Below are 24,636 nucleotides of genomic sequence, written 5' to 3'. Positions count from 1 at the left end.
TTCCCGTGCTGGCACAGGTCTGGCGAGGTTTCACCGGCAGCGCCCTCGCACAAGGCCGGCAAGCCTACCACGGCGGCTCCGGCCAGCGTAGCCAGGCAGCGCCCGACTGACCTTGCAGAGCGATCTGACTCAGGCGCAGTGCGCGCAGTGGCGAACTGGCATCGGGCAGCATGCAAGCCGCCGATCAACCCGAACGTGCGAGTGGCAGAGGCCGATTCCGGCTGCCATCCGCATTGGCCCGGAGGCTACGCAGCCGCCTTGCCAGCGGTTCTTAGTGCGCGCAGCTGGCGTCATGGACATGCCCATGATTCAGGCGCAAATTGACCAAGTGCGCGATGCCGACCAGGGCGCCGCCCAGCGTCATCACCACCGCATGCGGCACCACCGAATGATGCAGCGGGTCGTACAACAGGCCGACCCATAGCAGCGCCAGGCCGGGCAGCAGCAATGCCAGCGCATGCAGCGCTTTGTGCCGGCGATACCCGAGCACCAGGCTGAAAAGGCCCAGCAGCGTCACGAACACCACGATGGCCAGTTCCACCCCATCGCCCAGCCAGAACGACAGGCCCAACGAGGGCGCCAGGGCCAGCACCAGCGGCAATACCGCGCAGTGCAAGGCGCACAGCAGCGACCCGGTCGCACCGAAGCGGTCGAGAAGATGACGAAGGGTCGGTGGAGGCATGAGGTCCAGCAGGTGCTCGCGGCGATGTGGAATAATATAACGTTTTACTGTTTCAGCCCTGCATCATTGCATCGCGCAGCCGTGCAGGCCTTCGCCGCCGGCGCAGCAGGCAAGCTGCGCCTGCCACTGATACACGGTAACAATTACAGAGTCCCGCCTATCATGCCTGCACGTTTCGATGCCTCGTTCCGTCGCTCTCGCTGGCGCTGACCAGTCTGTTGACCCCTGCCCTGGCCATGGCCGAGGACGCTCCGGTCGTTGCAGATGCACAGACCCCGCCCAGCTCGGACACGCGCCACGCTGCCAGCCCATCCAGCGGCCGGCACATCAAGGATCTGGACAAGGTGGTGGTCACCGCCAGCCCGCTGCGCGCTGCGGCCGGTGAGTTGAGCCGCCCGCCCGGTGGAAGTGCGGGCCGGTGAACGTCTGGACGAGGTGCGCAGTTCGAGCCTGGACGAAACCGTAGCGAGCCTGCCCGGCGTGCAGAGTTCCAACTTCGGCCCCGGCGTCGGCAGGCCGATCATCCGCGGCCTGGACGGCCCGCGCGTGGCGGTGTTGCGCGACGGCCTGTCCACCCAGGACGTGTCCACCGTCAGCCAGGACAATTCCCCGGCAATCGAGCCATTCCTGGCCAATCAGATCGACGTGCTGAAGGGTCCGTCGACATTGCTGTACGGCTCCGGCGCCAGCGGCGGCGTGGTCAACGTGGTCGACGGGCGCATCGCTGAAACGCCGGTGGACGGCTTCAGCGGGCGCGCCGAAGTGCGCGTCGACGGCGACGACAAGGACGGCAACAAGGACGGCAACACCGACATGTTCCGCGTCGACGCCGGCAACGGTAGCGGGCTGTCGATCCATGCCGATGGCGTGTATCGCAACCAGAACGACTACGACACGCCGAAGGGCCGTCAGCTCAATAGTTGGGTTGATTCCAAGGTGGGCTCGATCGGTGCGTCGCTGTCGGGCGACTGGGGATTTGTCGGCCTGTCGGCGTCGCGCTTCCGCGACAACTACGGCAACCCCGGCGAGCCGGGCGACCCGTCCATCGGCGAGCGCGGTGTTTCGCTGAAACTGCAGCAGGACCGCTACGACCTCAAGGGCGGGCTGACCGATCCGTGGGGCGAAGGCAGCGCGCTGCGTTACAGCGTCGGCCACACCGATTACGCACTTACCGAATTCGAAGGCGCCGAAGTCGGCACCGTGTTCACCAAGCGGGCCAACGAAGGCCGCGTGAAAGCCTCGCTTACGTTTGGCGGCGGCTGGCAGACCGCATTCGGCCTGCTGGGCAGCGACAGCACCTTCCAGGCGATCGGTGAAGAATCCTTTGTGCCCAAGACCGATACGCGCTCGCTCGGCGCATTCGCCGTGGCACGCAACAATTGGGAGCGCGTCACCGCCGAATTCGGTGCGCGCGTGGACACGGTCAAGTACCAGACCGATATCGGCGTAGACCGCGATTTCACCCCGACCAGTTTCTCGGCCAGCGGCGGTTTCCGCTTCAACGAACAATGGCGTCTGACCGCAAATCTCGATCACGCCGAACGTGCGCCTGCCGAAGAAGAACTGTTCGCCAACGGCCCGCACATCGCCACGCTCACCTTCGAAATCGGCGGCGCCGATCTGCAGACCGAGAAAGCCAATCAGGCCGAGCTGGGATTGAATTTCCAGAACGCATGGGTGGATGCCAAGGTGGCGGCGTACTACAACCGCTACAACGACTTCATCTATATCGTCGACACCGGCGGCCAGTGGTTCAACGAAGAAGACAACGACTTCCTGCCGATCCGCCAATGGACGCAGGCCGATGCGACCTTCCACGGCTTCGAGGGCGAGGCCACCTTTCATCTGGCCAACAACGATAACGGCGCGTGGGACCTGCGCGTCTTCGGCGACACTGTGCGCGCGCGTCTGAACGATGGCGGCAACCTGCCGCGTATCGCACCGGGGCGTTTCGGCGCGCAGCTGCGCTGGAATGCCCAACAGTGGCGCGCATCGCTCGGTGCCACCCGCACCATGAAGCAGGACAAGGTGGCAGTGAACGAAACACCGACCGACGGCTATACCTTCGTCGATGCGCATCTGGCGTATCACGTGGATCGCGGCAGCACTGCGTGGGAAGTGTTTCTGGACGGCAACAACCTGACCAATCAGGACGCACGCGTGCATACCTTCTTCCTGAAGGATGACGTGATGCTGCCTGGCCGCAACGCCTCGTTCGGCGTGCGCTTGTTCTTCTGACAGCGGACTCTCTCCCCGCTGACTGGAAGCGAGGCCGCCTTCGGGCGGCCTTTTCATGCGCGTTGCGAGCATAGCAGCGTGTGCTTCCTCGCTGCTGCATGAGATCTGCAGACCCGCTCGTCGCTGCGTGCGTCAGCCGATGCACAGGATGTGATCGCCGCCACAGCCAGGCAAACATCGTCGTACCGTCATCATGAAAGTGCAGACCGCGGCTGCTGCGTCGCACAACAGGCTGTGGTGCATCTAGGGTTAAAACTTCATGAGCACTGCGCTGACAGGGGGCGCAAGCGACGCGATGGCGCGGGCGGGCGCGTGCACGCGCTGCCGATGCCTGCGCACCACCGCGTGGCTTGGCGGCGTTCTTGCATTTAAGACAAGGAGCCTTGCGCATGCGTTTTTCATCATCCTGCTACGCCCTCTCGCTCGCCGTCGCTGCCGTGCTGCTGGCACCGGATGGCCGCACGCAGACCGTCACGCCTGCATCGGGCAATCAGGACGCCACCACGCTGGATGCGGTCATCGTCAGTGGTACCGCGCGCTTCAAAGGCCTGGCCAAACGCGACGCCAGTTTTTCGATCACCACGGCCAGCCCCGAGCAGATCCAACAAGCGGTGCCGCAGAGCACCGCAGATCTGCTCAAGATCGTGCCCGGCGTGTGGGCCGAGCCCAGCGGTGGCGGCACCGGCGCCAACATCTTCGTGCGTGGCATGCCCTCCGAAGGCGATGCGCCGTTCGTGACCATGCAACTGGATGGCTCGCCGCTGTTCCCGCCGCCGACCTTGTCGTTCCTGGAGAATTCCACGCTGTTCCGCGTCGACGATACGGTCGAACGCATGGAAGTGCTGCGTGGTGGCTCCAGCCCCATCTTCTCCAACGGCCAGCCTGGCTTGACCGTCAATTTCATCCAGAAAAAAGGCCAGGATGCACCCGAAGGCAGCGTGCGCCTGACCGGCGGCAACACTGCATTGCGCCGCATCGATGTGTTCAACAGCGGGCCGATGGGCAATGGCTGGTACTACAGCGTGGGCGGTTTTTTTCGCGACACCGACGGCGTGCGCGACCCGCAGTTCTCCGCCGACAAGGGCGGCCAGTTCAGCGCCACCTTGAGCAAGCGCTGGGACAGCGGCGAGCTGTCGCTCTATGCGCGCCACACCGACGATAACAACGCCTTCTACACCGCGATTCCGTTGCTCTCGCGCAACAACGGCAACGCTCTTTCCAGCTTTCCCGGCTTGAACGCGCAAACCGGCACCCTGCTCGGCCGCGACTTCCGCACTGTGGATCTTCTCGTCGGTCCCAATGGCCAGACGCTGCGACGCGATCTGGCCGATGGCCGCGGCGTCGACATCGACGTGTTCGGCGGCGAATGGAACTGGGAGCGCGGCGGCTGGACCGTGGCCGACCGCTTCAACGTGATGAACGGCAGCGCGCCAACCTACGCGCTATTTACCGGCGATGCGCCACAACGCCTGGGCGATTTCATCGCCGGCTACGGCAGCAGCGGTAGCGCCAGCTACACCAATGGAGGAGGCGCGGTGGATGCGAATCAGCAGGTGCTCGAAGCCGGTTGGTGGTCGGTGGACAAACGCCTGAATTCCTTGACCAACGATCTGCGCCTGAGCCGCGAGTTGTTTGCCGGCAACACGCTGACCGTAGGTGCGTATGACGCCAAGTATTCCTCTGCCGACACCTGGTACCTGGGCAACACCCTGTTGCTGACCGCGCAAAACAACGCACGCCGCATCGATGTGGCATTGGACGATGGCCGGCAGCCCACGCGCCAGGGTTTCACCAGCACTGCCTTCTTCAACCTGCGCGCCAAGTACAACGGCGAAAACATCGCCGCATTCGTTGCCGACGAGTGGGAGCTGAGCGAGCGTCTGCGCCTGGACCTGGGCGCGCGCTACGAGTGCCAGAGCGTCACCGGCGATGTGCACGACACCGCCACTGTGGATCTGGATGGCAACCCGGCCACGCTATACGACAACGCCACCTCGCTGGCGCTTGCGACCACGCGGCGCATCGATCAAGACGATGAAGCGTTCTCGTGGACGGCCGGCGTGAACTTCACGCTCGATCGGAACAACAGCCTGTTTGTGCGGGTCAACTCCGGGGTGAAGTTTCCCGGCTTCGACAACCTGCGCGATGGCCAGAACCGCGTGCAGGACGTGGATCAATACGAGCTTGGCGTGAAGTCCGGCACCAGTGCCTACGACCTGTATCTCACCGCGTTCTACAACACCTTTAAAAATTCGCCATTCCAGGCATTTCTGGCCAATGGCCAGAACTTCACCGCGGTCGGCGATTCGCGCGCACGCGGCCTGGAAGTCGAAGGCGCGATTCGGCCATTGGGCGGGTTCGAACTGGCTGGCACCGGGGTGTGGCTGGATGCGAAATACCGCAACTATCGCGAGTTCACCGGCAACCAGGTGATGCGCCAGCCCAAGCGCCAGTTCCGCATCACGCCCAGCTATTACTGGATGCTACCGTTCGGCGATCTCAAGGTGTTTGCCACCTATTCGTACATCGGCGAGCGCTTCGCGGATCTGGCCAACAGCCAGCGCCTGCCCTCGTACGACATGCTGGAGCTGGGCGCCAACCTGCATGTGGGCGAACACTGGGAAGTCACCGCCAGCGGCAGCAACGTCACCGACACGCTGGGCCTGACCGAAGGCAACGTGCGCGTGCCTGGTGCGGCCACCGGTGGTCTCTTCATGGGCCGGCCGATTGCCGGGCGGCAGTACCAGATGTCGGTGGCGTACCGCTGGTAGATCGGCGCAGCACAGAGCCGCGCAGCAGTGGAGACTGCTGCGCGGAATCATGCGAACGACAGTGCGCCGTTTCATGGCGTCGCGGTGTCGGCGCATGCCACGGCTGGCGGTCGCCATTGCAAACGCTGCCTGGCAACGACGCCGGCATCTTCCCCATGCGCGGCATGCGATGGAAATAGCGAGACGCACGCACCGCATGCGAAAGAACGCGGCGCATCGTGATGGGTTATTTCAATGGCGAATTCAACTCTGATTCGCAACGCTTTTGAGGACCTCCTCGGAGAAGACTTCGAGGGGCGTTTTGAATCCAAGTATCTTGCGCGGACGATTGTAGAGCCGCTGCTCGATCCATCGCAGGTGCGCATCGGTGATGGTGCTGACATCGGTCTGCCGTGGCAAGTATTGGCGTGTCAATCCGTTGGCATTCTCGTTGCTGCCGCGCTGCCATGGGCAGTAGGGATCTGCGAAATAGAAATCGCTCTGCAGGCAGGCGGCAATGAGCCGATGATCGGCGAACTCCTTGCCGTTGTCGGCGGTGAGGGTGTGAACTGCATGGCGCAGGCCGCCCAGTCGCTGGACAATGGCGTTGCGCACGTTCTCGGCGGTGCCGTCGGGTGAATAAGCCAGCAGATGCAGGCCACTGCAGCGTTCGGTCATGCTGACCACCACGGCGCGTCCGTGCGAGGCCCTGATGGTCTCCAGCTCCCAGTCGCCGATGCGGCTTCGCTGCTCAACCACGCTTGGGCGCTGTGTCCAGCTGCGCCGATGCGTCAGCTGCCCGCGGCCATCGCGCACGCCACGCCGACGGCGCTTGCGGCGGCGTTTGCGTAGATGCATGAACAGCTGACCACCAAGCTTCTGGTCGGCGTCGATGTGCCGATAGATCCATGCGTGACTGGCCAAGCCGGTGCGGCCGGCGATCTGTTCGGGACTGGCGTCCTCCCTCAGCAGGACCTCGATCTGGCCGATACGCTCAGCGTCGATGCGTGGACGCCGGCTGGCGTGCGTGCGCCGATGGGCGCTGATGCGCTGCGCGTGATCGGGCTGGTACCGCGCAGCGTGCTGATTGCGGCGCAGCTCACGACTGATCGTGCTGGGCGCACGCGCCAATACATCGGCGATGGCGCGCATCGACATCCCGGTTTCATATAACGCATGCAGACGGTATCGTTCCGATAGGTCAAGGCGGCTGGATGACATGGGCAACTCCACTTGGCGGTGAAGTGCTCAGGTCAGGTCGCCTGGACCACGTCACAACCGTTGGTGTTGCGATCCAGAGTTGAAGCCGCCCTCTCCCAGATGGGTAAAGCTGCCATTGGAACCGTGGGCATCCAACGGCGCCATTTGCACGCTGCTGTAGGCGCCCTGCTCCACCTCGAGTTCCCCACCACCGTTCATGTCGGTTTTGACGGAGCCCGGATGCACGGCATTGACCTTGATGGCGGTCTCGCGCAATTCGTAGGCAAGATGCACCGTCCAACTATTCAACGCGCTCTTGGAGATGTTGTAAGCAGGAATCTTGAAGTCGTAGATCGGCGAGCCGGTTTGGCTATGCAAGGTCAGCGAGCCGAGGAGGCTCGACACATTGCAACGGCCGCGCCCGCCTGGCGGCTGCGCAATCGTTTTGTTAGCCGCTCTTAGCTGCTCTTGACTACACACCATGCAGCACTAAAAAACAGGCCGCTTTCGCGGCCTGTTTTCCCGCACATCAGCACATCGCGGGTGAGTCATCCGACTTGCCACGCGTCACTGCATCACACTCAACGCATATCGGTATTGCTGGCAGGGCCTTCGGCACGCAACGGAATCAGGCGAATTTCAACGCGACGGTTCTTTGCGCGGCCGGCATCGGTGTTGTTGTCGGCAATCGGATAACGCTTGCCGGCGCCCATGGTTTCCATGCGCTCGCGCTGCACACCCTGCGCGGTCAGGTACTGCGCCACTGCACCGGCGCGCTCTTCGGACAGGCGCTGATTCGCCGCATCGCTACCGACGCTATCGGTATGCCCAACCACTTCCACCATGGTCTGGTTGTACTCGCGCAGCGTGGAGGCCACGCCGTTAAGCGCGGTATAGAACTCGGGCTTCAATGCAGACTTGCCGAAGTCGAAGGTGATGCCGTCCGGCAGGTTCAGGCTGATGTTGTCGCCCTGGCGCTGCACTTCGATACCGGTGTTGGCGGTGCGCTCGCGCAACGCGCGTTCCTGACGATCCTGGTACTGGCCGATTGCCGCGCCGCTCAACGCACCGATACCGGCACCGATCATTGCATGCTGACGACGTTCGGTAGCGCTGTCGCCGGTGAGCAGGCCCGCAGCCACGCCAATCGCGGTACCGATCAGCGCATTGCGACCGGTCCGATTCTGCTGTTGCGTCTGGTCGCCGTACTGATCACGCTGCACATATGAGCCGCCGGTGGCGCAGGCGGACAGCGCAATGGCACTGGCCAGGGCAAGGGCAAGACTCTTGGTAGCTGCTGGGGACATGCTGTTCTCCTATGGCCGGACCATCCGGCGCTCAATCGTATCCACAAGGATAAACAGGCCCACGCGACTGCCGCATGATGAAAACCACCGCAGCATGCGCGCAGCGGGCATGCCATTCAGGAAAACGGTTTCGGCGTTGAGATGCCACAGGTGCGCCATCAAATCGCCAGCGCATGCCAGCAAATACATACGCTCCGTGCCCACGCACCAACTCTCAAAACGACGCGGCATGCGCTGTCGAAACAGGCACACGCGCATCGATCAGCAGCGACTGGAGCGGCGAACAAAACGACTGCGCTCACCGCCAGGCGGGCGCGGCCGGTGCCCGGAATCGGCATGTACCACGCCTGCACTGCGGTTCTGAGCGCGCCGTCCACGCCCACCTGACAGCTGCTCGCGACGTGTTGTTCGCCGCTCTAAGCGCGCGATTTCGAATAGGCTGCCAGCGCCGCGTCGCGCCCTTCGGCCAAGCCAATGATCGGCGTGCGCGGGTACTCTGGTGCGAAGCGTGCCAGCGACAAGGGATGCAACCAGGGTGCGAAGCGTTCTTTCACCGGAAGCTTGCCCAACTCGGGCACCCAGCGCGTGATGTACGTTGCGTGCGGATCGAATTTTTCCGCTTGCGTCACTGGATTGAACACGCGGAAATAGGGCGCCGCATCGGCGCCGGTGCCGGCCACCCACTGCCAGCCCAGCGTGTTGTTGGCCAGGTCCGCATCCACCAGCGTGTCCCAGAACCAGCGCGCGCCTTCGATCCAGTGGATGCGCAGATGCTTGCACAAAAAACTGGCGACGATCATGCGCACGCGGTTGTGCATCCAGCCGGTGTGCCAGAGCTGACGCATACCGGCATCGACGATCGGGATGCCGGTGCGGCCGCGCTGCCAGGCCTGCAGTGCAACCGGATCGACCTTCGCCCAGTCGAATCCTTCGAAGCGCGGATTGAGGTTCTGGTTGGTGGTGTCCGGGAAGTGATGCAGCAGGTGATAGGCGAAATCGCGCCAGCCCAGCTGGCGGATATAGCCATCGATTTCTGCGCCATTGCGCGCAGTGCGCTGCGCTTCCAGCGCGCTGGCAATGCGCCACGGCGCAATCTCGCCGAAGTGCAGATGCGGCGAAAGTTGCGAGGTGCCAACGCGATCGGGGCGGTCGCGGTTTTTGCGATACCCGGACAGCCCGCCATCGATGAAGAACTCCAGCATTTCGTGCGCGCCGGCTTCACCGGCGTGCCAGTGCTCCCAGAAGCCCTGGTCCCAGTTCAAGCTAGGTACCAGCTGCAGCGTGTCGAGTGCATCCGTCTTCAACATCGCAGGCAGCGGCGGCAGGCTGCGCGGCGCAGGCGCTGTGGCGGGCAATTGCAGCTGTGTCAGCGCATTGCGCCAGAACGGCGTAAACACCTTGTACGGGCCGCCCTGCTGCGTGGACAACTGCCACGGCTCGAACAGCAATGCGCAATTGCAGCTCTGTGCCTCGATCCCGCGCTCGCGCAATGCGCGCTTGATCTGCGCATCGCGCGGCTGCGTGGCCGGCTCGTATTTGCGGTTCCAATACACCGCCACCGCGCCGGTCTGCGCGATCACCGCATCCAGCACCTGTGCACTGTCGCCGGCGCGGATGACCAGGCCACTGCCAAGCGCACGCAACGCATCCTCCAGCGCTGCAAGCGAGCGATGCCGCCAGGTACGCGATGCGGCGCCGGGCGTCCACTCGCCTTCTTCGTGCGGTGCGTCGATGTACAACGGAATCGGGTGATGCCCCGCATCGAGTGCGGCACGCAAGGCCGGGTTGTCTTGCAGACGCAGATCGCGACGAAACCAGACGATGGCGTATGACATACGAACTCGGCAGCGAACGATGAGGCTGCGCAGCATAAGCCAGCGGCCGCAACGATGGCGCGATGCCGGGCGACGGATGGCCGCCCAGCGGGTCCACTGCGCTTACTCGAAACTGCCCACCGAGTCGTGCGCCAGATTGTCGAAGCGGGTGTACTCACCGAAGAACTTGAGCTTGCACGAGCCGGTCGGGCCGCCGCGGTGCTTGCCGATGATGATCTCGGCCAGGCCCTTGTCCGGCGAATTTTCCTTGTTGTAGTAATCGTCGCGGTAGATAAAGACGATCATGTCCGCGTCCTGCTCGATTGCGCCGGATTCGCGCAAGTCGGCCATCACCGGGCGCTTATCGGTCCGCGTTTCCAGCGAGCGGTTGAGCTGCGACAACGCGATCACCGGCACGTTGAGTTCCTTCGCAAGCCCCTTCAGGCCACGCGAAATTTCCGAAATTTCGGTCGCGCGGTTTTCGCTGTTGCCGGGCACCGACATCAGCTGCAGGTAGTCGATGACGATCAAGCCCAGGTCGTGTTCGCGCTTGAGGCGGCGGCACTTGGAACGCAGCACTTCCGGCGACACGCCCGGGGTGTCGTCGATGAAGATCTTGGTTTCTTTCAGCATCTTGATCGCACCGGTCACGCGTGCCCAATCCTCGTCTTCCAGCGCACCGGTCCGCAGACGCTGCGCATTGATGCGACCGTTGGAGGAGATCAGGCGCATCGCCAGCTGCGAGGCCGACATTTCCATCGAAAACACCGCCACGCCCTTCTTGGACTTGATCGCGGCGTATTCGGCAATGTTCAGCGCGAAGGTGGTCTTGCCCATGGCCGGACGCGCGGCCAGGATGATCAAGTCGGTCGGCTGCAGGCCGGCCGTCATCGCATCGAAATCGTTATAGCCGGTCGGCAAGCCGGTGATGTTGCCGCCGTTTTCGAAACGGTTGCGCAGCTCTTCGAAGGCATCCTTCAAGGCGCCGGGCATCGCCACGAAATCGGCCCGCCCGCGCGCGCCGGCTTCGGCGATCTTGAACACGGCCTTTTCCGCAGAGGACAGCAACTCGATGCTGTCGCGGCCCTCTGGCTGGAAGCCATCGTTGACGATCGTGGTGCCCACATCGATCAACTGCCGCAGCACCGCCTTGTCGCGCACGATTTCCGCATACGCGGCGATGTTGGCTGCCGACGGCGTGGTGCTGGCCAGCTCGATCAGGTAGGCGCCATCGCCCACCTGCTCCAGCTTGCCCTGCGATTCGAACCATTCGCCCAGGGTCACTGCGTCGAATGGGCGATCTTTTTGGTTCAATTCGCGAATCGCGCGGTAGATCAGCCGATGATCGCGTCGGTAGAAGTCGTTTTCGGTGAGCTGATCGTTGACCCGGTCGAACGCGTCCGGCGCCAGCATCAAGCCACCCAGCACAGCCTGCTCGGCCTCGACCGAATGCGGCGGCACCCGCAGCTGGTCCAGACGCGGCTCGGGACGATCGTAATCGTCGTCGTCGCGATCACGATTGCGCTTGGAACGGAAACCAGGACGAGCGGACATGGACAGACAAACCTGACGCGGGCAGACAAGGGCAGGAAGCATAGTCATCGGCGACGCCGACGACCATGCACAACTCTGTGGATAACTGGTGTATAGGCGGTGTATCAGCGTTCCACGCGCCGGTTGTCGCAGATGCCAAGACCGTTGCGCCACCTGGGTTTCCGTCCTTCCCCGAGGCCCCGCGGGACGCCGCGCCCGAGCGCGGCGCCGCTGTGGTCAACTCAGCGCTTGAGGTGCCCGATCAAGCCCAGGAACTGGCCGATGAAGCCCTGCAGGAATTTGCGGCTGTCGGCATTGGCGATCTGGCCGTCCGGCCCGAACAGGCCGTCCTTGTACTGCAGAAAGACTTCCGGCTGGCCGAGCACGTGCATGTTCAGATACGCCAGCACGTTGCGCAGATGCTGCTGCGCGGTAGCGGTGCCGATCGCGCCGACCGAAATACCGACCACCGCCGCAGGCTTGCCGGAAAACGCGCTATCGCCGTAGGGGCGCGAGGCGGTGTCGATGGCATTCTTCAGCACGCCAGGAATCGAGCGGTTGTATTCGGGAGTGACAAATAGCACCGCATCGGCCGCGCGGATCTGCTGCTTCAGGCGCGTGCCTTCTGCCGGGTAATCGCCGTCGCGGTCCTGGTTGTACAGCGGAATATCGCCGATCTCCAGGTACTCGAACACGGCCATGTCGCCGGCCAGATGCTCCAGCGCACGCGCCAGCTGACGGTTATACGACTCTGCGCGCAGGCTGCCGACCAGGACGGCAATGGTGAGCTTGCTCATGGGTACGCTCCGTGGAAACAGGGCCCCACCCTACCCAGCAGCATGCTCAGCGCTGGTGAAACGGCGCCCGGCTCCGGCCGCTGCGCCGCAGCTGCATGCAGTGCGCTGATCACTCCCCGCTCCGACGGCAGGGCCGAAGCGACAAGCAACGCCAACACGCCGCGCACTGCAGCGCCATCTTCAGCACCTCACCATTGCGCGTCGCCGCAACCACGATCAGCGCGTGATGGCTGCGCGTTGCTCGCGCCAGTGCGCCTGCCAGGCCTGGAACATCAGCACCGTCCACAGGTGCGTATGCCATTTGCGCTCGCCGCCGTTGAAGTCGCGCCACAGGCCAGCCACGGTATCAGCGGCGAACACGCCCTCGCGCTGCAACGCGCCGTGCGCCAGCAGATCGTCCGCCCAGCCGTGCAGATCGCCGCGTAGCCATGCACTCACCGGCGCGCCGAAGCCACGCTTGCCGCGGTACACCATCGTGTCCGGCAGGTAGCGGCACAACACGCGCTTAAGCAGATACTTGCTCATTCCATCGCGATATTTCAGCGACAGCGGCAGCGACCAGGCGAATTCGGCCACGCGCCAATCCAGCAGCGGCGCGCGCGCCTCCAGCCCCACCGCCATCGTGGTGCGGTCCACCTTGCACAGCAGATCGTCGGGCAGATACGCGGCGAAGTCGGCCAGCATCATCGCGTCGGCCGGGGTGCCGGACCCATGCAGCGGGTCGGCCAGGCTGTAAAAACTATCGGGTTCGGTCGCCCCCGGCACCACCGCTGCCGGGTCGCGCCAGCGCGAAATCCGGTTGCGGTAGATGTCGCCGATGCCGCGTGCGCCCGCCTCGGCCACCAGCGCGGCGAGCCCGCCGGTACGCGAAGATTCGCCATTGCGACGCGCTGCCACTGCCATCAGGCGACGCAGCGGGCCAGGTACCAGGCCATGCATGCGCCAGTTGCGCAGCGCACGTTGATAGCGGCCATAGCCGAAGAACAATTCGTCGCCACCGTCGCCGGACAGCGCCACCGTAACCCCACCGCGCGCCAACCGTGCGACCAACGCCGTCGGCACTTGCGAGGCATCGGCGAAGGGTTCGTCGAACATGTCCGGCAGGCACGGCACCACCGCCAGCGCATCGGCGCCGCTGACATAGAGTTCGGTGTGGTCGGTGTGCAGATGCGTGGCGACTTCGCGCGCCAGCGGCGCTTCGTCGTGATGCGAGCCTTCGAAGCCGATGCTGAAGGTGTGCACCGGCTGCGCGCTCTGCGCCTGCATCATCGCAGTGACGATGGACGAATCGGTGCCACCGGAAAGAAACACGCCCACCGGCACATCGGCCACCATGCGCAGGGCCACCGCATCGCGCAGCACGCTATCCAACTGCTCTTCGGCCTGCGCGTCGCTGCCGGTGAATGGTGCGGCGAGCGCGCGTTGCATCGCCTCGCGTGCGTTCCAGAACGGTTGTTGCGCCTGATCGGCACGATGCGCGGCAGCGCCGGCCGCCACGGCCTGCGCATCCATGCGCAGCACGCGGCCAGGCATCAGCTTGAAGGTGTGCGCGTGGATGCAGGCCGGCGCCGGGATGTAGCCCAGCCGCAACAGCAAGGTCAGCGCATTGCGATCGACGCCGTTGTCGAAATCCGGGTGCTGCCACAAGGCCTTGAGTTCGGAACCGAACACCAAGGTGTCGCCGGCCCACCCGTAGTAGAGCGGCTTTTTGCCGACCCGGTCGCGCGCCAGGAACAGGCAGTTGTCGCGCTCGTCCCACAACGCAATGGCGAACATGCCGTTGCAGCGGGTCAACGTCTCGTCCAGGCCCCACTCCACCACGGCCGCCAGCAACACTTCGGTATCGGAGTGGCCGCGGAAGCGATGCCCGAGCGCGGACAGTGCCGCGCGCAGCTGCGCGAAGTTATAGACCTCGCCGTTATAGGCCAGCACATAGCGGCCATCAGCCGAACGCATCGGCTGGTGGCCGAGCGGCGACAGATCCAGAATGCTTAGCCGTTGATGCGCCAAGGCAACGCCGGCCTGCGCATCGCACCAAGTGCCGGCATCGTCCGGGCCGCGATGGCGCAAAGCGGCGCCCATCGGCCGCACCAGCGCATCGAGCTGTTCGCCATGCAGACGCGGCGAAGCCAGCAACAGTCCTGCCAATCCGCACATCGTCAGTGCTCCTGCCTGCTGGCAACGGGGAGTAACCGGGCGTGCCCCACACGCGTCACGCGCAGCGCGCGCGCGTGCAAGCGCATGGCGAAGGCCGATGGAAGAAAGCAAAGACGAGTGTCCGCCAAGCACGCAGCGATGCCGACGTCAGCGCCAGGCACATCGCGCGCACGGCTCATGCCGTCACCGACGCAGCTGACGGCATCGGCACGAAGCGCGGCAGCGCCTGCACGCGTTGCAACCAGTCCGTGATCGCCGGCCAGCGCTCCAGATCGAAACGGCCGTCTTCGGCGCAATGGGTGTAGGCGAACAGCGCGATATCGGCGATGCCGTAGTCGCTGCCGGTGAACCAGGCGTGCTGCTGCAGATGCTGTTCCATCAGGGCCAGCGCCTGCTCGCCGCGCACACGCAGCTGCGGCAGCTCGGCGCGGCGCGCGGCATCGCGCGGCGTCCACAGGCTGATGAACCGCGCCATCGCCACAGACGGCTCATGGCTGTATTGCTCGAAGAACATCCAGCTCAGCGCCTGCGCGCGCTGCCACGCATTGGTGGGCAGATACGGGGTGCCTTCGGCCAGCCAGAACAGGATCGCATTGGATTCGGTCAACACGCGGCCGTCGTCGCGTTCCACCATCGGCACCTTGCCGTTGGGATTCTTGGCCAGGTACGCGGGCGTGCGGGTCTGCCCGGCCACGCTATCCACCTCCACCCAGTGGTAGCGGCTGACCAGTTGTTCCAGCAGCAAACGCACCTTGTAGCAATTGCCGGAACTGGACATGCCATGGACGGTCAGCGGGGGACGCACGGTGGACATCTCGCTGGCTCCGCGGCAGCAACAAGGGGCTGGCAGTGTCACAGCCCGGCGTGCCTTTGCAAAGCCCTGCACGCAGCAGCGGCCCGCCGATGCCACGCTTGCGTGCGTTGCCGCGCCAAACGACTTCAGGCGAATGCCACCACCGCCACCGGGACACGCAACACGGCGATCAGGATGCCCAGTGCCGCCACCGTCAGCGCCCAGGCGCAGAACGCACGCGTACGCGCACAGCCGCCAGCAGCAGCCACCGCCTGCACTGCGCAGACCGACCACCACAACGCGCCCAGCATCAGTAGCAAAATGCACGTCGCCAGCTGCGTCATGCCGGCCGGATCGGTCGCGCCGGTGCGCAGCAACGCCACCTGGCCATTGAGCGCGACCACGGCCGCCAGCAGGCACACCAGCCAAGGCAAGACGCAGCCGGCCATGGCCGGCAACATCTGCGTGCGCTGCGTACCGCTGCCCATCCAGCGCAAGATCTACCTGAGCAACACACATCCCAGCACGGCGATTGCCACCACCACGATGACGCCACCAGCCTTGGCCCATAACGGCAGCGCGTGCAGCCACACCCACGCCGACAGCAGCGTAGTCGCCGCGAACACGGCCCAGGCGCTCCAGCGTAGCCCGGCGTGCTGCGGCATCCGCGTCACCAAAGCAGACATGCCACCAGCAGCACCACCAAGGCGATTAACCCGGCCAGCGGGTAGCTGAGCGCACGCCGGTCGGGTGGCTGCGCGCGCCGTTGCGGCTTGAGATCGTGATGGAAGTACAGCAGTTCGCGCGCGCTCCATGTCGGACGCAGCGCGCGCCACACCGTTGGCCGGAATACGGTCGGTGAAGCGCTGCCACTCGCCCACGATGACCAGCGTGCCGTCGCGCATCGCGATGCTGCGCGAGAAGCGGAACCACGGGTTGGCGATCACTGGCGTCTCCGCTTCTACCTGCGTCGCCGGGTCGCTGTGCACGCGCACGGTCTGCCGCGCCAGCGGCGGGCCGCCCAGCGCCAGCGGGCTCTTGCGCGCCTCCTTCGGTAGCGCATCCATCCTTTCCCGAGTTGGAACAAGGCAAAGCCCAGCGCATCGCCCTCGTTCGCCGGCCACTCCAGCCGGTAGGCCTCGTGCGTGCGCACATTCAGCGGGTCGGCATCATCGATGCTCGGCACGCTCACCTGCGTCAGCGCGGTGTAGTACTGCTGCATGAATTCCAGATAGTGCTCGCCCACCGTCTGCGCACCATCGTCGTCGAAGCTGCCGGCGACACCCTCAGCCCTATCGTGGCGATAGATGGTGTCTACCGTGAAGCTCGCCCAACGCTGCGGCTTGCGCAGCGAAATGGCGATGTCTTCATTCACTTCGATCTGCGGCAACGCGGGCATCGACGCCGGCACCTCGACCAAGCTGTCCTGCCCTGCAATCACCGGCAAGCCGCGCACGAACGGCAGCTGCCGGCGTTGCGCCAACGGACCGTCCTCGCGGTCGCGCGTGGCATCCACCCACACCTCGCCCTGCGGCAGATGCGCACGTACCACCACATGTCAGCAGCGTCACCCCATCCACCGTGCGCACATTGCGGCCGAACCCCGGCGCGCTGATGCGCCACTGCAGCGACGTGGCGGCGGGATAGCGCACACGTACCCGGCGCTCGCCCAGCGGCACGCTGGCGCGCTTCGAATACGTCGCAAGAGCCTTTGCCGGACACCGGGTTGCTGCCGCTGATGGTCACGCCATAGTCGACACGGTCGCCCACGCGTCGGTCCGGCAAGGTGATCGACAGCGTCAGCGCGCCGTCGATCAACCCATTCTCCAGCCCGCTTTCGCGCCGCAATATGGCGTAATGCGCCCGCGTGCGCATGTCGATGCGCTTGCCGGCGCGCCAGACATCCAGGCTGTTGAGCTCCAACTGCTGGTACTGCGGCTGATAGTCGATGGAGATCTGCCCGGCTTCCTCCAGGCTTTTGGCGCGTTGCACGGTGTCACTGAGCCGGCGGTAGGCCTGCGACACGCGGCCGGTCAGATCGACCTGGTCGGATACCAGCTCCTAGCGCAGCCGGTGGCACCAGGCACGTTGTCGGGCACGGCATCGGCACCACCCAGCTGGGCGTCGGCGCCATGCGTGGCGCCTCGTTGGCCTGCGCTGGGGCAATTGCCATGCCGGCAAGGGAGCACACGGCTCCAGAAGACGCCGCCCAGGCGTTTCATCACATCCTTGCTGATCAATCATCCACTCCTTGTCAAAACGCATTGAGTCCTGTCAGCGCACGTCCCACCACCAGCTGATGCACGGTTTCGGTGCCCTCGTAGGTGATCACCGATTCCAGGTTCAGCGCATGCCGGATCGCCACATGCTCGGTGGTGATGCCAGCCGCGCCCAGCAGGTCGCGGCATTCGCGCGCTACATCCAGCGCCATGCGGCAATTATTCCATTTTGCCAGCGAGATCTGCTCCGGCCGCAACGTACCGGCTTCCTTCAAGCGGCCGAGCTGCAAGGCGAGTAGCTGGGCGGTCGAAATCCCTCGCGCCATGTCGGCCAGTTTGATCTGCGCGCTCTGCGTGGCCGCCAACGGGCGTCCGAACAGGATGCGTTCGCCGGCATAGGTCAGCGCCTCGCGCAGGCAGGCCACCGCCGCGCCGATCACGCCCCAGGCGATGCCGTAGCGCGCCTGGTTGAGGCAACTCAGTGGCGCCTTCAAACCGGCCGCCTCCGGCAGCCGCATCCGCTCCGGCACGAACACGTTGTCCAGGAACAGGCCCGACGTCACCGACGCACGCAGGCTCATCTTGTGGCTGATGTCGTGCGCGCTGAAACCGGCGCTGTCGGTCTCGACCAAAAAGCCACGCACGCCATCGTCCGTATGCGCCCAGATGATCGCCAACCCGGCAATGCTGCCGTTGGTGATCCACATCTTGGCGCCATTCAAGCGCCAGCCGTCGCCCTCGCGCACCGCGCGCGTCGTCATCGCGGCAGGATCCGACCCGCCCTGCGCCTCGCTCAGGCCGAAGCAGCCAATCACCCTGCCGGTCGCCATTTCCGGCAGCCAGCATTGCCGCTGTTCGTCGCTGCCATAGGCGTGGATGGGATACATGCACAACGAAGACTGCACGCTGACGAAGCTGCGCAGCCCGCTGTCGCCGCGCTCCAGCTCCTGGCAGATCAGTCCGTAAGACACCGCGCCCAGACCCGCACCGCCATCGCGAACCGGCAGGCTGGCACCCAGCAACCCTAATTCCGCCAGGTCTGGAATCCACTCGCGCGGGAAGCGCCCGGCATCGAAGGCATCGCCGATCGCCGGCACCACCCGCGTATCGGTAAACCGCGCTACCGCCTCCTGCACCGCCCGCTCTTCGTCGGTGAGAAGCGCGCGTACGTCGAACAGATCATCAGGGCGTGCCGGCATGTTGGCTGTCATCGCAAGCGGAAGACGCGATTATCTGCCAGTTGCCGGCCGAACATGGTGGTGCCTGCCGGCCCGGGAATGGCACAAACGAAAAGAGCCGGCACTGCCGGCTCTTTTTTCATTCACTACGCTACTTGCGAGCGCTTCGGCGTGCCTGTTACTGGCGGGTGCTCAAACCATCCTGACGGACGTTGGAGTCGCCCGCCGTCGATGCCATCTGGGTCACCAGCTGGCCATCGACCACCGGGAGACGGTCGCTGGCCGGCTTGTCGTTCATGCGCACGGTCTTTTCGAAACCGTCGTAGCGGTAGGTGACGTCATAGGCCACCACGTTGTCGGCGTCGCCCAGCGAAATGCGCTCGCCCGGCTTGCTGTCCATGCGCATGGTGCCGGTGGTGCCATCGGCATTGCGATAAGTCACGTCGTAGCCCACCACACGCGAGGACTGCGAGTTGGCATTTTCGGTATGGCACTGGCGCTCGGTACGATCGACCACGCGGCCGCCGACGTGGTTGCGGTCGATGCTGTTACCGATGAAGCCACCACCCACCGCGCCTGCGGCGGTCGCCAGCTTGCGACCGTTGCCGCCGCCCACCTGGTTGCCGATCAAGCCGCCGATGATGGCACCGGCGACGGTGCCACCGACATTGCCGTCACGTTCCGGCAGACGTTCCTGCACCACCACATCGCGACACACTTCGCGCGGCGAGGTGCTGGTGGTGGTTTCGCGGATGGCGTTGCTGTTGATGACCTGCGCGTACTGCGGCTCGCGCTGGCTGATCGGGGCCACCCTGACCACGTCGGCGTATTCCAGGCCACGCGGTGCCGGCTGGCCATTGGCCACAAAATCGCCGGACGACGGGCGGTTATTCATGAAAGCGGCAGTGGCGACGCCTCCGACCAGCAAGGCACCAGCAGCGACCAGTATAGTTGTCGTATTGCTCTTCATAACCAGCTCCCTGCGGACGCACCGCGTTGTTGACGGCTGTGATTCCAGCATGGGAACCCTGAACGAAAACGCCATCGCTCATGAACACGACGGTTAAGTTCAGCTAGCGGTTACTTCATGCATCTCTAACAGCCGGAGCATTCGCATGCGAAATCCTCTCGCCGCACGCGCCCTGGATTGGGCCGGCACGCTGCGCTATCCCACCCTGTTCAAACTGGCCGCCGCGCTGTTTCTGGTGGATCTGGTGATCCCGGACCCGATCCCGTTCCTGGACGAATTGCTGTTTGGCCTCACCACGCTGCTGCTGGCAAACTGGAAAACCCGCAAGGCACCGCTGCAAGCACCGGTGCGCCGCGACTGATGCAGCTGATCGACAGCCACTGCCATCTGGACGCAGGCGAGTTCGACCACGACCGCGCAACGGTGATTGCGCGCGCGCAGGCAGCGGGGGTCATCCAGCAAGTGCTGCCGGCGATCACCGCCGCCAGCTGGCCGGGCTTGCGTGCTGTCAGCACGCAGGCGCCTGGCCTATACCCTGCCTACGGCCTGCACCCGCTGTTTCTGGATCAACACCGCCCCGAGCATCTGGAGCTGCTGGCCGCATGGATCGAGCGCGAGCGGCCGTGCGCGATCGGCGAGTGCGGCCTGGATTTCTTTGTGGATGGATTGGACGCGCAGGCCCAGCGCGACTACTTCGACGGCCAGCTGCAGCTGGCCAAGCGCTTCGACCTGCCGCTGATCGTGCATGCGCGCCGCGCCACCGAGGAGGTCATTGCCCGCATCAAGGCGGTGGGTGGCCTGCGCGGCGTGGTGCACAGCTTTGCCGGCAGCCCCGAACAGGCGCAACAGTTGTGGAACCTGGATTTCATGATCGGCCTGGGCGGCCCGGTGACCTACCCACGCGCCACTCGTCTGCGAGGATTGGTAGCGAGCATGCCGCTGCACCACCTGCTGCTGGAAACCGACGCGCCCGATCAGCCCGACGCCGGCATCCGCGGCCAACGCAACGAGCCGGCATACCTGCGCACGGTGCTGAGCTGCATCGCCGACCTACGCGGCGAAGACCCCGCGCACATCGCGGCGCAGACCAGCGCCAACGCGCGTCGCTTGTTCGGTCTACCGCACTGAGAGGAGCATGCGCGTCACCGCGACCGCGTAGTCGACACGACCAGGCAATGGACAGGCGACATCACGAGGCTGCAACTGCCTCGGCTGCCGGCCTCGCGGCTGCAGCCTTGGGCTTGAGCAACATCTCCAACGCCTTGCCCACCGCAACAAACGCGAAGGTACCGGTGATATGCGTGGCCGCGCCCAGCCCTGCCCCGCAATCCAGCTTGAGCGTGGCATCGGCATCGAGCTGCGGACGGATGCCGCAGACGCTGCCATCGGCCTGTGGATATTTGACGTTTTCCAGCGAATACACCGCCGGCACGCCGAAGTAGCGCTGCGGGTTCTTCGGGAAATTGAATTCGCCGCGCAGCTTCTTGCGAATCAGCGCCAACATTGCATCGTGCTCGGTGCGCGAGACATCACGCACGCGCACCAGGGTGGGATCGGTGCGGCCGCCAGCCGCGCCCACGGTCAACAGCGGCAATTTGCGCCGCCGGCACCAGGCAATGGTTTCCACCTTGACCCGGAAACTGTCGCAGGCATCGATCACCAGATCGAAGCCCGCACCCAGCAGGGTTTCGATATTGCCGGAGGTCAGAAACGCCTCCACCGCATCGGCTTCGATGTCAGGGTTGATCGCCACGCAGCGCTCGGCCATCGCACGCGCCTTGTTGCGTCCGTACTGGCCGGCCAGCGCCGGCAACTGCCGGTTGGTGTTGGAAACGCACAGGTCATCGGCATCGATCAGGCGGATCTGGCCCACCCCGGTGCGCGCCAATGCCTCGACCACCCACGAGCCCACGCCGCCCATCCCGACCACCGCCACGCGGCACGCCGACAAGCGCTCGACCGTGCCGACTCCATACAGCCGGTCGATACCGGCAAAGCGTTCACGCGATTGTGCTTTCATCGGCCTATTTTACGCGCCTCGCCCGGGCACGCCCACGCCGCCGCGACGAACGTTGCCTCCCAGAAGCCACCTATGCAGAACTCGCCCCCCAACCAATCCCGCGCGGCCCGCTACGCCTTCATGCTGGTGCTGGGCGTGCTGATCGGCCTGGTCGCCACCGTCATGGTGGCTAATGCGTTACAGGCGCGGCGCGACCCGGTACCCGATAGCCTGATGCAGGTCATGGCTTACCAATTACGCGCGCTGCGACCCGACACAGGTGCTGCCTGCACGCCGGCGCAGCAACAGCGACGACTGCAATCGCTGCGCCTGCTGGCCGACGAGGCAGAGCCGGCATTTCCCGAGATTGGCGAGGATCGCCGCTTTAGCGAGCACGCGCAGGCACTGCGTGCTGCGCTGGATCAGGCGCAGGGCGTGCCGCTGGCCGATTGCAAAGCGCTGGGCAGACTCCACAGGCGCATTTCCGATGCCTGCGAGGCCTGCCATCGCGACTTTCGCTGAGGTTCGATGAATACGGCGCTCGGGTTTCGTTAAGCCTGCAGTGAACCAGTTGGCAGACCGTTCACCTGGACCATCACAGGATGACGTCGCCGCGGCCCTGGCCGCCTTTTCGAACCACCCGGAGAGATCTGATGAAGACCCGACTGCTCGTCATTGGCCTGGCTGCAACCGCAACCCTGGTTGGCTGCGCTACCCCTCAGCCGCAGTACGGCAGCTATCGCGGCGACCGCGATTACGACCAGGGCTACTCGCAGACGCAGCGTTGCGTGGATTGCGGCATCGTGACCCGGATCGATGAAGTCGCCCCGACCCGCTCTGCGCCCACCGGCACCGGCGCGGTCCTCGGCGGCATTGTGGGCGCCGTTGCCGGCCGCCAGATTTCCAAGGACACCGGCGGCAGCACCGGTAACAAGAACATTTCAGCGGTCGCTGGCGCCGCTGCGGGTGCGCTGGCGGGTAACGCGATCCAGAACAACGTCACCAGCTCCAGCTTCGACGTGCAGGTACGCATGGACGACGGCCGCGTGATCGTAGTGAATCAGCGCGACCTGGCTGGCGTGCGCGAAAACGCGTATGTGCGCGTGGTCAACGGCAAGGTCGTGCTGCGCTGATCCAACCGTGCACGCTGCGGCAGCATCGCCGCAGCGTCGCCAGGAAATACGACGCGTGCCAAAAAGCCGGTTAAGCGACGTGCCCGACCCGACGTCGGCAAGCTGATCTCAAGCGCGCCTCATGGCGGTACTGGAAAGCGCACTGCGCCATACCCGCTGAGTGCGTCGGCAAGATAAACAGCAAAAAAACAGAAAGGCCCGATCGCGGGCCTTTCTGCTGTCTGCGTGATGCGCTTACACAGGCGTGGACTCAGACCACCTGCACTGCGTCGGCCTGCAGGCCCTTCTGGCCCTGCACGACCGTAAAGCTGACCTTCTGACCTTCCTTGAGGCTCTTGAAGCCCTGGATCTGGATCGCGCGGAAATGGACGAAGACGTCTTCGCCATTTTCGCGGCTAATGAATCCAAAGCCCTTGGCATCGTTGAACCACTTCACGAGACCATTCTCGCGTTCGATGTTGGACATCTCGACTGACTCCCTACGACACTGTGATGGACTGGCGGTGGTGGCTGTGATTGCAAGGAGGAAGCGAGGTACAAGGATGTAGCAGATCGGACGATCTACCGCATCAGGCCACGATTCACGGTGACCTTTGCAAACAGCAGCGACAGCAACTTAACCTGCACAAAATGAATTTTCAAGCACCTCTTGCGCCTTTTTGTCAAGCCTGAATTGGGACCTGTGTAACCATCATGGACACTGCCGTCGTTTACTACATCTTGCCCACAGCGCTGGTGCTGATCGGCCTGGCTGGCATCATCCTGCCGGCCCTGCCGGGCCTGCCACTGGTGTTCGCCGGCCTGCTGGTCGCGGCCTGGGCCGACGACTTCACCCACGTTGGCTGGGTCACGCTGGTCGTGCTGGGACTGATCACTGCGCTCTCGTTCCTCATCGACTTCTTGGCCACGCTTTACGGGGCGCAGCGCGTGGGCGCCAGCAAAATGGCGTTGTGGGGATCGGTGATCGGCGGCATTGCGGGCATTTTCTTCATGCCGATCGGGCTGTTTGTCGGCCCGTTCGCCGGCGCATGGATCGGCGAGTACTACCAGACGCGCAAGACCGGCCAGGCTACCAAGGTCGGCATCGGGACCTGGGTGGGCATCATGCTCGGCACCGCCACCAAGCTGGCGCTTGGCCTGTGCATGCTTGGCGTGTTCGCCATCGGCTGGTTTTTCTAGGGTGAGGCCTGAACAACCCATCTGATCCTGAGATCATCCCTCAACGAACAGATCGGACGATCCTGATGCAACTGACCTGCGGCGACGCGGATGACAACGGCAACGCACGCGGCAGAGCCTGCGCGGCGGGAAGATGGTCGATGCCACGATCATTGCTGCACCAGTTCGACCGATAACGAAGAAGGCGAGCGCGATCCGGACATGCACCAGACCAAGAAGGCAACCAGCCCTTTTGTTCGGGATAAAGGCGCACATTGGGGCGCACGATGAGTCGGGCCTGTTGCAGCACTTGGAATGCACGGCAGCTACGTAGTCGCCCCTGAAAAACCCCCAGACCACATCCATTGCAAGGCTTCATCTGCGTTTTCGGTGTGCTGGAATTGCCAGTGTTCGTTACGCTACGTCCTGGTTTCTGGCAGTTTTCGCCCATGCGGACACGCCGTCCTGCTGCCGAGCAATTGCATGCCGATGAGCTGTGTCGTTCGCGTCTGGAGAACCAGATCGACTTGCGCCATCCGCTGGTCCAGCTGAGCCATCGGCTGCCGTGGAGTGCGTTGGAGCAGGCGCTGTCGCCGCAATTGCCGGCCACCACCGGCACAGGCGGTCGACCCGCATTGCCGATGCGTCTGATCGCCGGGCTGCTCTACCTCAAGCACGCCTACGACCTGTCCGATGAAGCGGTGTGCG

18 protein-coding genes, 1 other RNA gene and 5 pseudogenes are annotated in these 24,636 nt (G+C 64.5%); 10 read left to right on the top strand and 14 right to left on the bottom strand.

Annotation, left to right across the window (positions count from 1 at the left end; translation table 11 throughout):
- Positions 1 to 271: 271 nt before the first annotated feature.
- On the bottom strand, positions 272 to 682 hold the full coding sequence (locus WJW29_RS13090) for a MerC domain-containing protein (RefSeq protein ID WP_011258314.1): 411 nt from the start codon (positions 680 to 682) through the stop codon (positions 272 to 274).
- 200 nt (positions 683 to 882) lie between these two features.
- Here WJW29_RS13090 and WJW29_RS13085 point away from each other — a divergent pair.
- Together WJW29_RS13085 and WJW29_RS13080 are read left to right on the top strand one after the other, a co-directional pair.
- Positions 883 to 2,920 (top strand): annotated as a pseudogene (locus WJW29_RS13085) (TonB-dependent receptor).
- Positions 2,921 to 3,309: 389 nt separating this feature from the next.
- Positions 3,310 to 5,691: a TonB-dependent receptor gene (locus WJW29_RS13080; protein WP_041182035.1), complete on the top strand. Its 2,382-nt coding sequence runs from the start codon at positions 3,310 to 3,312 to the stop codon at positions 5,689 to 5,691.
- A gap of 243 nt (positions 5,692 to 5,934) precedes the next feature.
- Here WJW29_RS13080 and WJW29_RS13075 read toward each other — a convergent pair whose 3' ends face one another.
- From WJW29_RS13075 to WJW29_RS13065, 3 genes and pseudogenes are all read right to left on the bottom strand, one after another.
- Positions 5,935 to 6,891 carry an IS30 family transposase gene (locus WJW29_RS13075; protein WP_041182034.1) on the bottom strand — a complete coding sequence of 319 codons (957 nt, stop codon included), beginning with the start codon at positions 6,889 to 6,891 and terminating at the stop codon, positions 5,935 to 5,937.
- Between the two features lie 51 nt (positions 6,892 to 6,942).
- Positions 6,943 to 7,278: pseudogene (locus tag WJW29_RS13070) on the bottom strand (SDR family oxidoreductase); the annotation flags it as partial.
- 173 nt (positions 7,279 to 7,451) lie between these two features.
- Positions 7,452 to 8,177 (bottom strand): OmpA family protein, encoded by a 726-nt coding sequence (locus WJW29_RS13065; protein WP_011258309.1) that lies wholly within the window; start codon positions 8,175 to 8,177, stop codon positions 7,452 to 7,454.
- A gap of 336 nt (positions 8,178 to 8,513) precedes the next feature.
- On the opposite strand from WJW29_RS13065, the gene WJW29_RS13060 reads away from it, so the two are divergent.
- A non-coding RNA gene (locus tag WJW29_RS13060) (sX9 sRNA) lies at positions 8,514 to 8,590 on the top strand.
- 3 nt (positions 8,591 to 8,593) lie between these two features.
- Here WJW29_RS13060 and WJW29_RS13055 read toward each other — a convergent pair.
- From WJW29_RS13055 to WJW29_RS13020, 8 genes and pseudogenes are all read right to left on the bottom strand, one after another.
- Entirely contained in the window at positions 8,594 to 10,012 is a 1,419-nt protein-coding gene (locus tag WJW29_RS13055) for a deoxyribodipyrimidine photo-lyase (RefSeq protein ID WP_012444398.1), read from the bottom strand.
- A gap of 102 nt (positions 10,013 to 10,114) precedes the next feature.
- The gene (locus WJW29_RS13050; RefSeq protein ID WP_011408037.1) at positions 10,115 to 11,545 is read right to left on the bottom strand and encodes a replicative DNA helicase; all 1,431 of its coding nucleotides are present in this window, start codon (positions 11,543 to 11,545) and stop codon (positions 10,115 to 10,117) included.
- Between the two features lie 221 nt (positions 11,546 to 11,766).
- A complete protein-coding gene (locus WJW29_RS13045; RefSeq protein WP_011258306.1) occupies positions 11,767 to 12,321 on the bottom strand; it encodes an NAD(P)H-dependent oxidoreductase in 555 nt (184 codons plus the stop codon).
- Between the two features lie 216 nt (positions 12,322 to 12,537).
- On the bottom strand, positions 12,538 to 14,478 hold the full coding sequence (asnB, locus tag WJW29_RS13040; protein WP_011258305.1) for an asparagine synthase (glutamine-hydrolyzing): 1,941 nt from the start codon (positions 14,476 to 14,478) through the stop codon (positions 12,538 to 12,540).
- Positions 14,479 to 14,653: 175 nt separating this feature from the next.
- Entirely contained in the window at positions 14,654 to 15,292 is a 639-nt protein-coding gene (locus WJW29_RS13035) for a glutathione S-transferase family protein (protein ID WP_027704133.1), read from the bottom strand.
- A gap of 125 nt (positions 15,293 to 15,417) precedes the next feature.
- Positions 15,418 to 17,444 (bottom strand): annotated as a pseudogene (locus tag WJW29_RS13030) (DUF3857 domain-containing protein).
- 81 nt (positions 17,445 to 17,525) lie between these two features.
- The gene (locus WJW29_RS13025; RefSeq protein ID WP_011258301.1) at positions 17,526 to 18,701 is read right to left on the bottom strand and encodes an acyl-CoA dehydrogenase family protein; all 1,176 of its coding nucleotides are present in this window, start codon (positions 18,699 to 18,701) and stop codon (positions 17,526 to 17,528) included.
- Between the two features lie 145 nt (positions 18,702 to 18,846).
- Positions 18,847 to 19,638 (bottom strand): glycine zipper 2TM domain-containing protein, encoded by a 792-nt coding sequence (locus tag WJW29_RS13020; RefSeq protein WP_011408033.1) that lies wholly within the window; start codon positions 19,636 to 19,638, stop codon positions 18,847 to 18,849.
- Between the two features lie 145 nt (positions 19,639 to 19,783).
- Between WJW29_RS13020 and WJW29_RS13015 the strand changes: the two genes are divergently transcribed.
- Positions 19,784 to 19,999: a DUF6116 family protein gene (locus WJW29_RS13015; protein ID WP_011258299.1), complete on the top strand. Its 216-nt coding sequence runs from the start codon at positions 19,784 to 19,786 to the stop codon at positions 19,997 to 19,999.
- On the top strand, positions 19,999 to 20,766 hold the full coding sequence (locus WJW29_RS13010; RefSeq protein ID WP_011258298.1) for a TatD family hydrolase: 768 nt from the start codon (positions 19,999 to 20,001) through the stop codon (positions 20,764 to 20,766). The genes WJW29_RS13015 and WJW29_RS13010 overlap by 1 nt, the downstream gene beginning before the upstream one ends.
- A gap of 61 nt (positions 20,767 to 20,827) precedes the next feature.
- Here the strand turns inward: WJW29_RS13010 and WJW29_RS13005 are convergent, their stop codons facing one another.
- On the bottom strand, positions 20,828 to 21,658 hold the full coding sequence (locus WJW29_RS13005; protein WP_011258297.1) for a tRNA threonylcarbamoyladenosine dehydratase: 831 nt from the start codon (positions 21,656 to 21,658) through the stop codon (positions 20,828 to 20,830).
- Between the two features lie 72 nt (positions 21,659 to 21,730).
- Here WJW29_RS13005 and WJW29_RS13000 point away from each other — a divergent pair, with 72 nt between their 5' ends.
- A complete protein-coding gene (locus WJW29_RS13000; RefSeq protein ID WP_011408031.1) occupies positions 21,731 to 22,159 on the top strand; it encodes a cytochrome c in 429 nt (142 codons plus the stop codon).
- Positions 22,160 to 22,290: 131 nt separating this feature from the next.
- A complete protein-coding gene (locus WJW29_RS12995; RefSeq protein ID WP_011408030.1) occupies positions 22,291 to 22,770 on the top strand; it encodes a glycine zipper 2TM domain-containing protein in 480 nt (159 codons plus the stop codon).
- A gap of 250 nt (positions 22,771 to 23,020) precedes the next feature.
- Here the strand turns inward: WJW29_RS12995 and WJW29_RS12990 are convergent, their stop codons facing one another.
- On the bottom strand, positions 23,021 to 23,236 hold the full coding sequence (locus WJW29_RS12990) for a cold-shock protein (RefSeq protein WP_011258294.1): 216 nt from the start codon (positions 23,234 to 23,236) through the stop codon (positions 23,021 to 23,023).
- Between the two features lie 227 nt (positions 23,237 to 23,463).
- Here WJW29_RS12990 and WJW29_RS12985 point away from each other — a divergent pair, with 227 nt between their 5' ends.
- The 3 genes and pseudogenes from WJW29_RS12985 to WJW29_RS12975 form a co-directional block, all read left to right on the top strand.
- Positions 23,464 to 23,949, top strand: a complete 486-nt coding sequence (locus tag WJW29_RS12985; RefSeq protein ID WP_011258293.1) for a DUF456 domain-containing protein — start codon at positions 23,464 to 23,466, stop codon at positions 23,947 to 23,949.
- A gap of 112 nt (positions 23,950 to 24,061) precedes the next feature.
- Positions 24,062 to 24,256, top strand: a pseudogene (locus WJW29_RS12980) (IS5/IS1182 family transposase); the annotation flags it as partial.
- A 121-nt stretch (positions 24,257 to 24,377) separates the two neighbouring features.
- Positions 24,378 to 24,636 (top strand): annotated as a pseudogene (locus WJW29_RS12975) (IS5/IS1182 family transposase); the annotation flags it as partial.

Source organism: Xanthomonas sp. JL1 (genome assembly GCF_038405005.1).
The sequence above is the reverse complement of the archived record's forward strand: the minus strand, read 5'-3'. Positions and strand labels throughout refer to the sequence as shown.

What these genes read in the sequence shown, in the direction of transcription:
- WJW29_RS13090 (WP_011258314.1), bottom strand. Translation starts at nt 682, where the DNA reads ATGCCTCCACCGACCCTTCGTCATCTTCTCGACCGCTTCGGTGCGACC.
- WJW29_RS13080 (WP_041182035.1), top strand. Translation starts at nt 3,310, where the DNA reads ATGCGTTTTTCATCATCCTGCTACGCCCTCTCGCTCGCCGTCGCTGCC.
- WJW29_RS13075 (WP_041182034.1), bottom strand. Translation starts at nt 6,891, where the DNA reads ATGTCATCCAGCCGCCTTGACCTATCGGAACGATACCGTCTGCATGCG.
- WJW29_RS13065 (WP_011258309.1), bottom strand. Translation starts at nt 8,177, where the DNA reads ATGTCCCCAGCAGCTACCAAGAGTCTTGCCCTTGCCCTGGCCAGTGCC.
- WJW29_RS13055 (WP_012444398.1), bottom strand. Translation starts at nt 10,012, where the DNA reads ATGTCATACGCCATCGTCTGGTTTCGTCGCGATCTGCGTCTGCAAGAC.
- WJW29_RS13050 (WP_011408037.1), bottom strand. Translation starts at nt 11,545, where the DNA reads ATGTCCGCTCGTCCTGGTTTCCGTTCCAAGCGCAATCGTGATCGCGAC.
- WJW29_RS13045 (WP_011258306.1), bottom strand. Translation starts at nt 12,321, where the DNA reads ATGAGCAAGCTCACCATTGCCGTCCTGGTCGGCAGCCTGCGCGCAGAG.
- asnB (WP_011258305.1), bottom strand. Translation starts at nt 14,478, where the DNA reads ATGTGCGGATTGGCAGGACTGTTGCTGGCTTCGCCGCGTCTGCATGGC.
- WJW29_RS13035 (WP_027704133.1), bottom strand. Translation starts at nt 15,292, where the DNA reads ATGTCCACCGTGCGTCCCCCGCTGACCGTCCATGGCATGTCCAGTTCC.
- WJW29_RS13025 (WP_011258301.1), bottom strand. Translation starts at nt 18,701, where the DNA reads ATGACAGCCAACATGCCGGCACGCCCTGATGATCTGTTCGACGTACGC.
- WJW29_RS13020 (WP_011408033.1), bottom strand. Translation starts at nt 19,638, where the DNA reads ATGAAGAGCAATACGACAACTATACTGGTCGCTGCTGGTGCCTTGCTG.
- WJW29_RS13015 (WP_011258299.1), top strand. Translation starts at nt 19,784, where the DNA reads ATGCGAAATCCTCTCGCCGCACGCGCCCTGGATTGGGCCGGCACGCTG.
- WJW29_RS13010 (WP_011258298.1), top strand. Translation starts at nt 19,999, where the DNA reads ATGCAGCTGATCGACAGCCACTGCCATCTGGACGCAGGCGAGTTCGAC.
- WJW29_RS13005 (WP_011258297.1), bottom strand. Translation starts at nt 21,658, where the DNA reads ATGAAAGCACAATCGCGTGAACGCTTTGCCGGTATCGACCGGCTGTAT.
- WJW29_RS13000 (WP_011408031.1), top strand. Translation starts at nt 21,731, where the DNA reads ATGCAGAACTCGCCCCCCAACCAATCCCGCGCGGCCCGCTACGCCTTC.
- WJW29_RS12995 (WP_011408030.1), top strand. Translation starts at nt 22,291, where the DNA reads ATGAAGACCCGACTGCTCGTCATTGGCCTGGCTGCAACCGCAACCCTG.
- WJW29_RS12990 (WP_011258294.1), bottom strand. Translation starts at nt 23,236, where the DNA reads ATGTCCAACATCGAACGCGAGAATGGTCTCGTGAAGTGGTTCAACGAT.
- WJW29_RS12985 (WP_011258293.1), top strand. Translation starts at nt 23,464, where the DNA reads ATGGACACTGCCGTCGTTTACTACATCTTGCCCACAGCGCTGGTGCTG.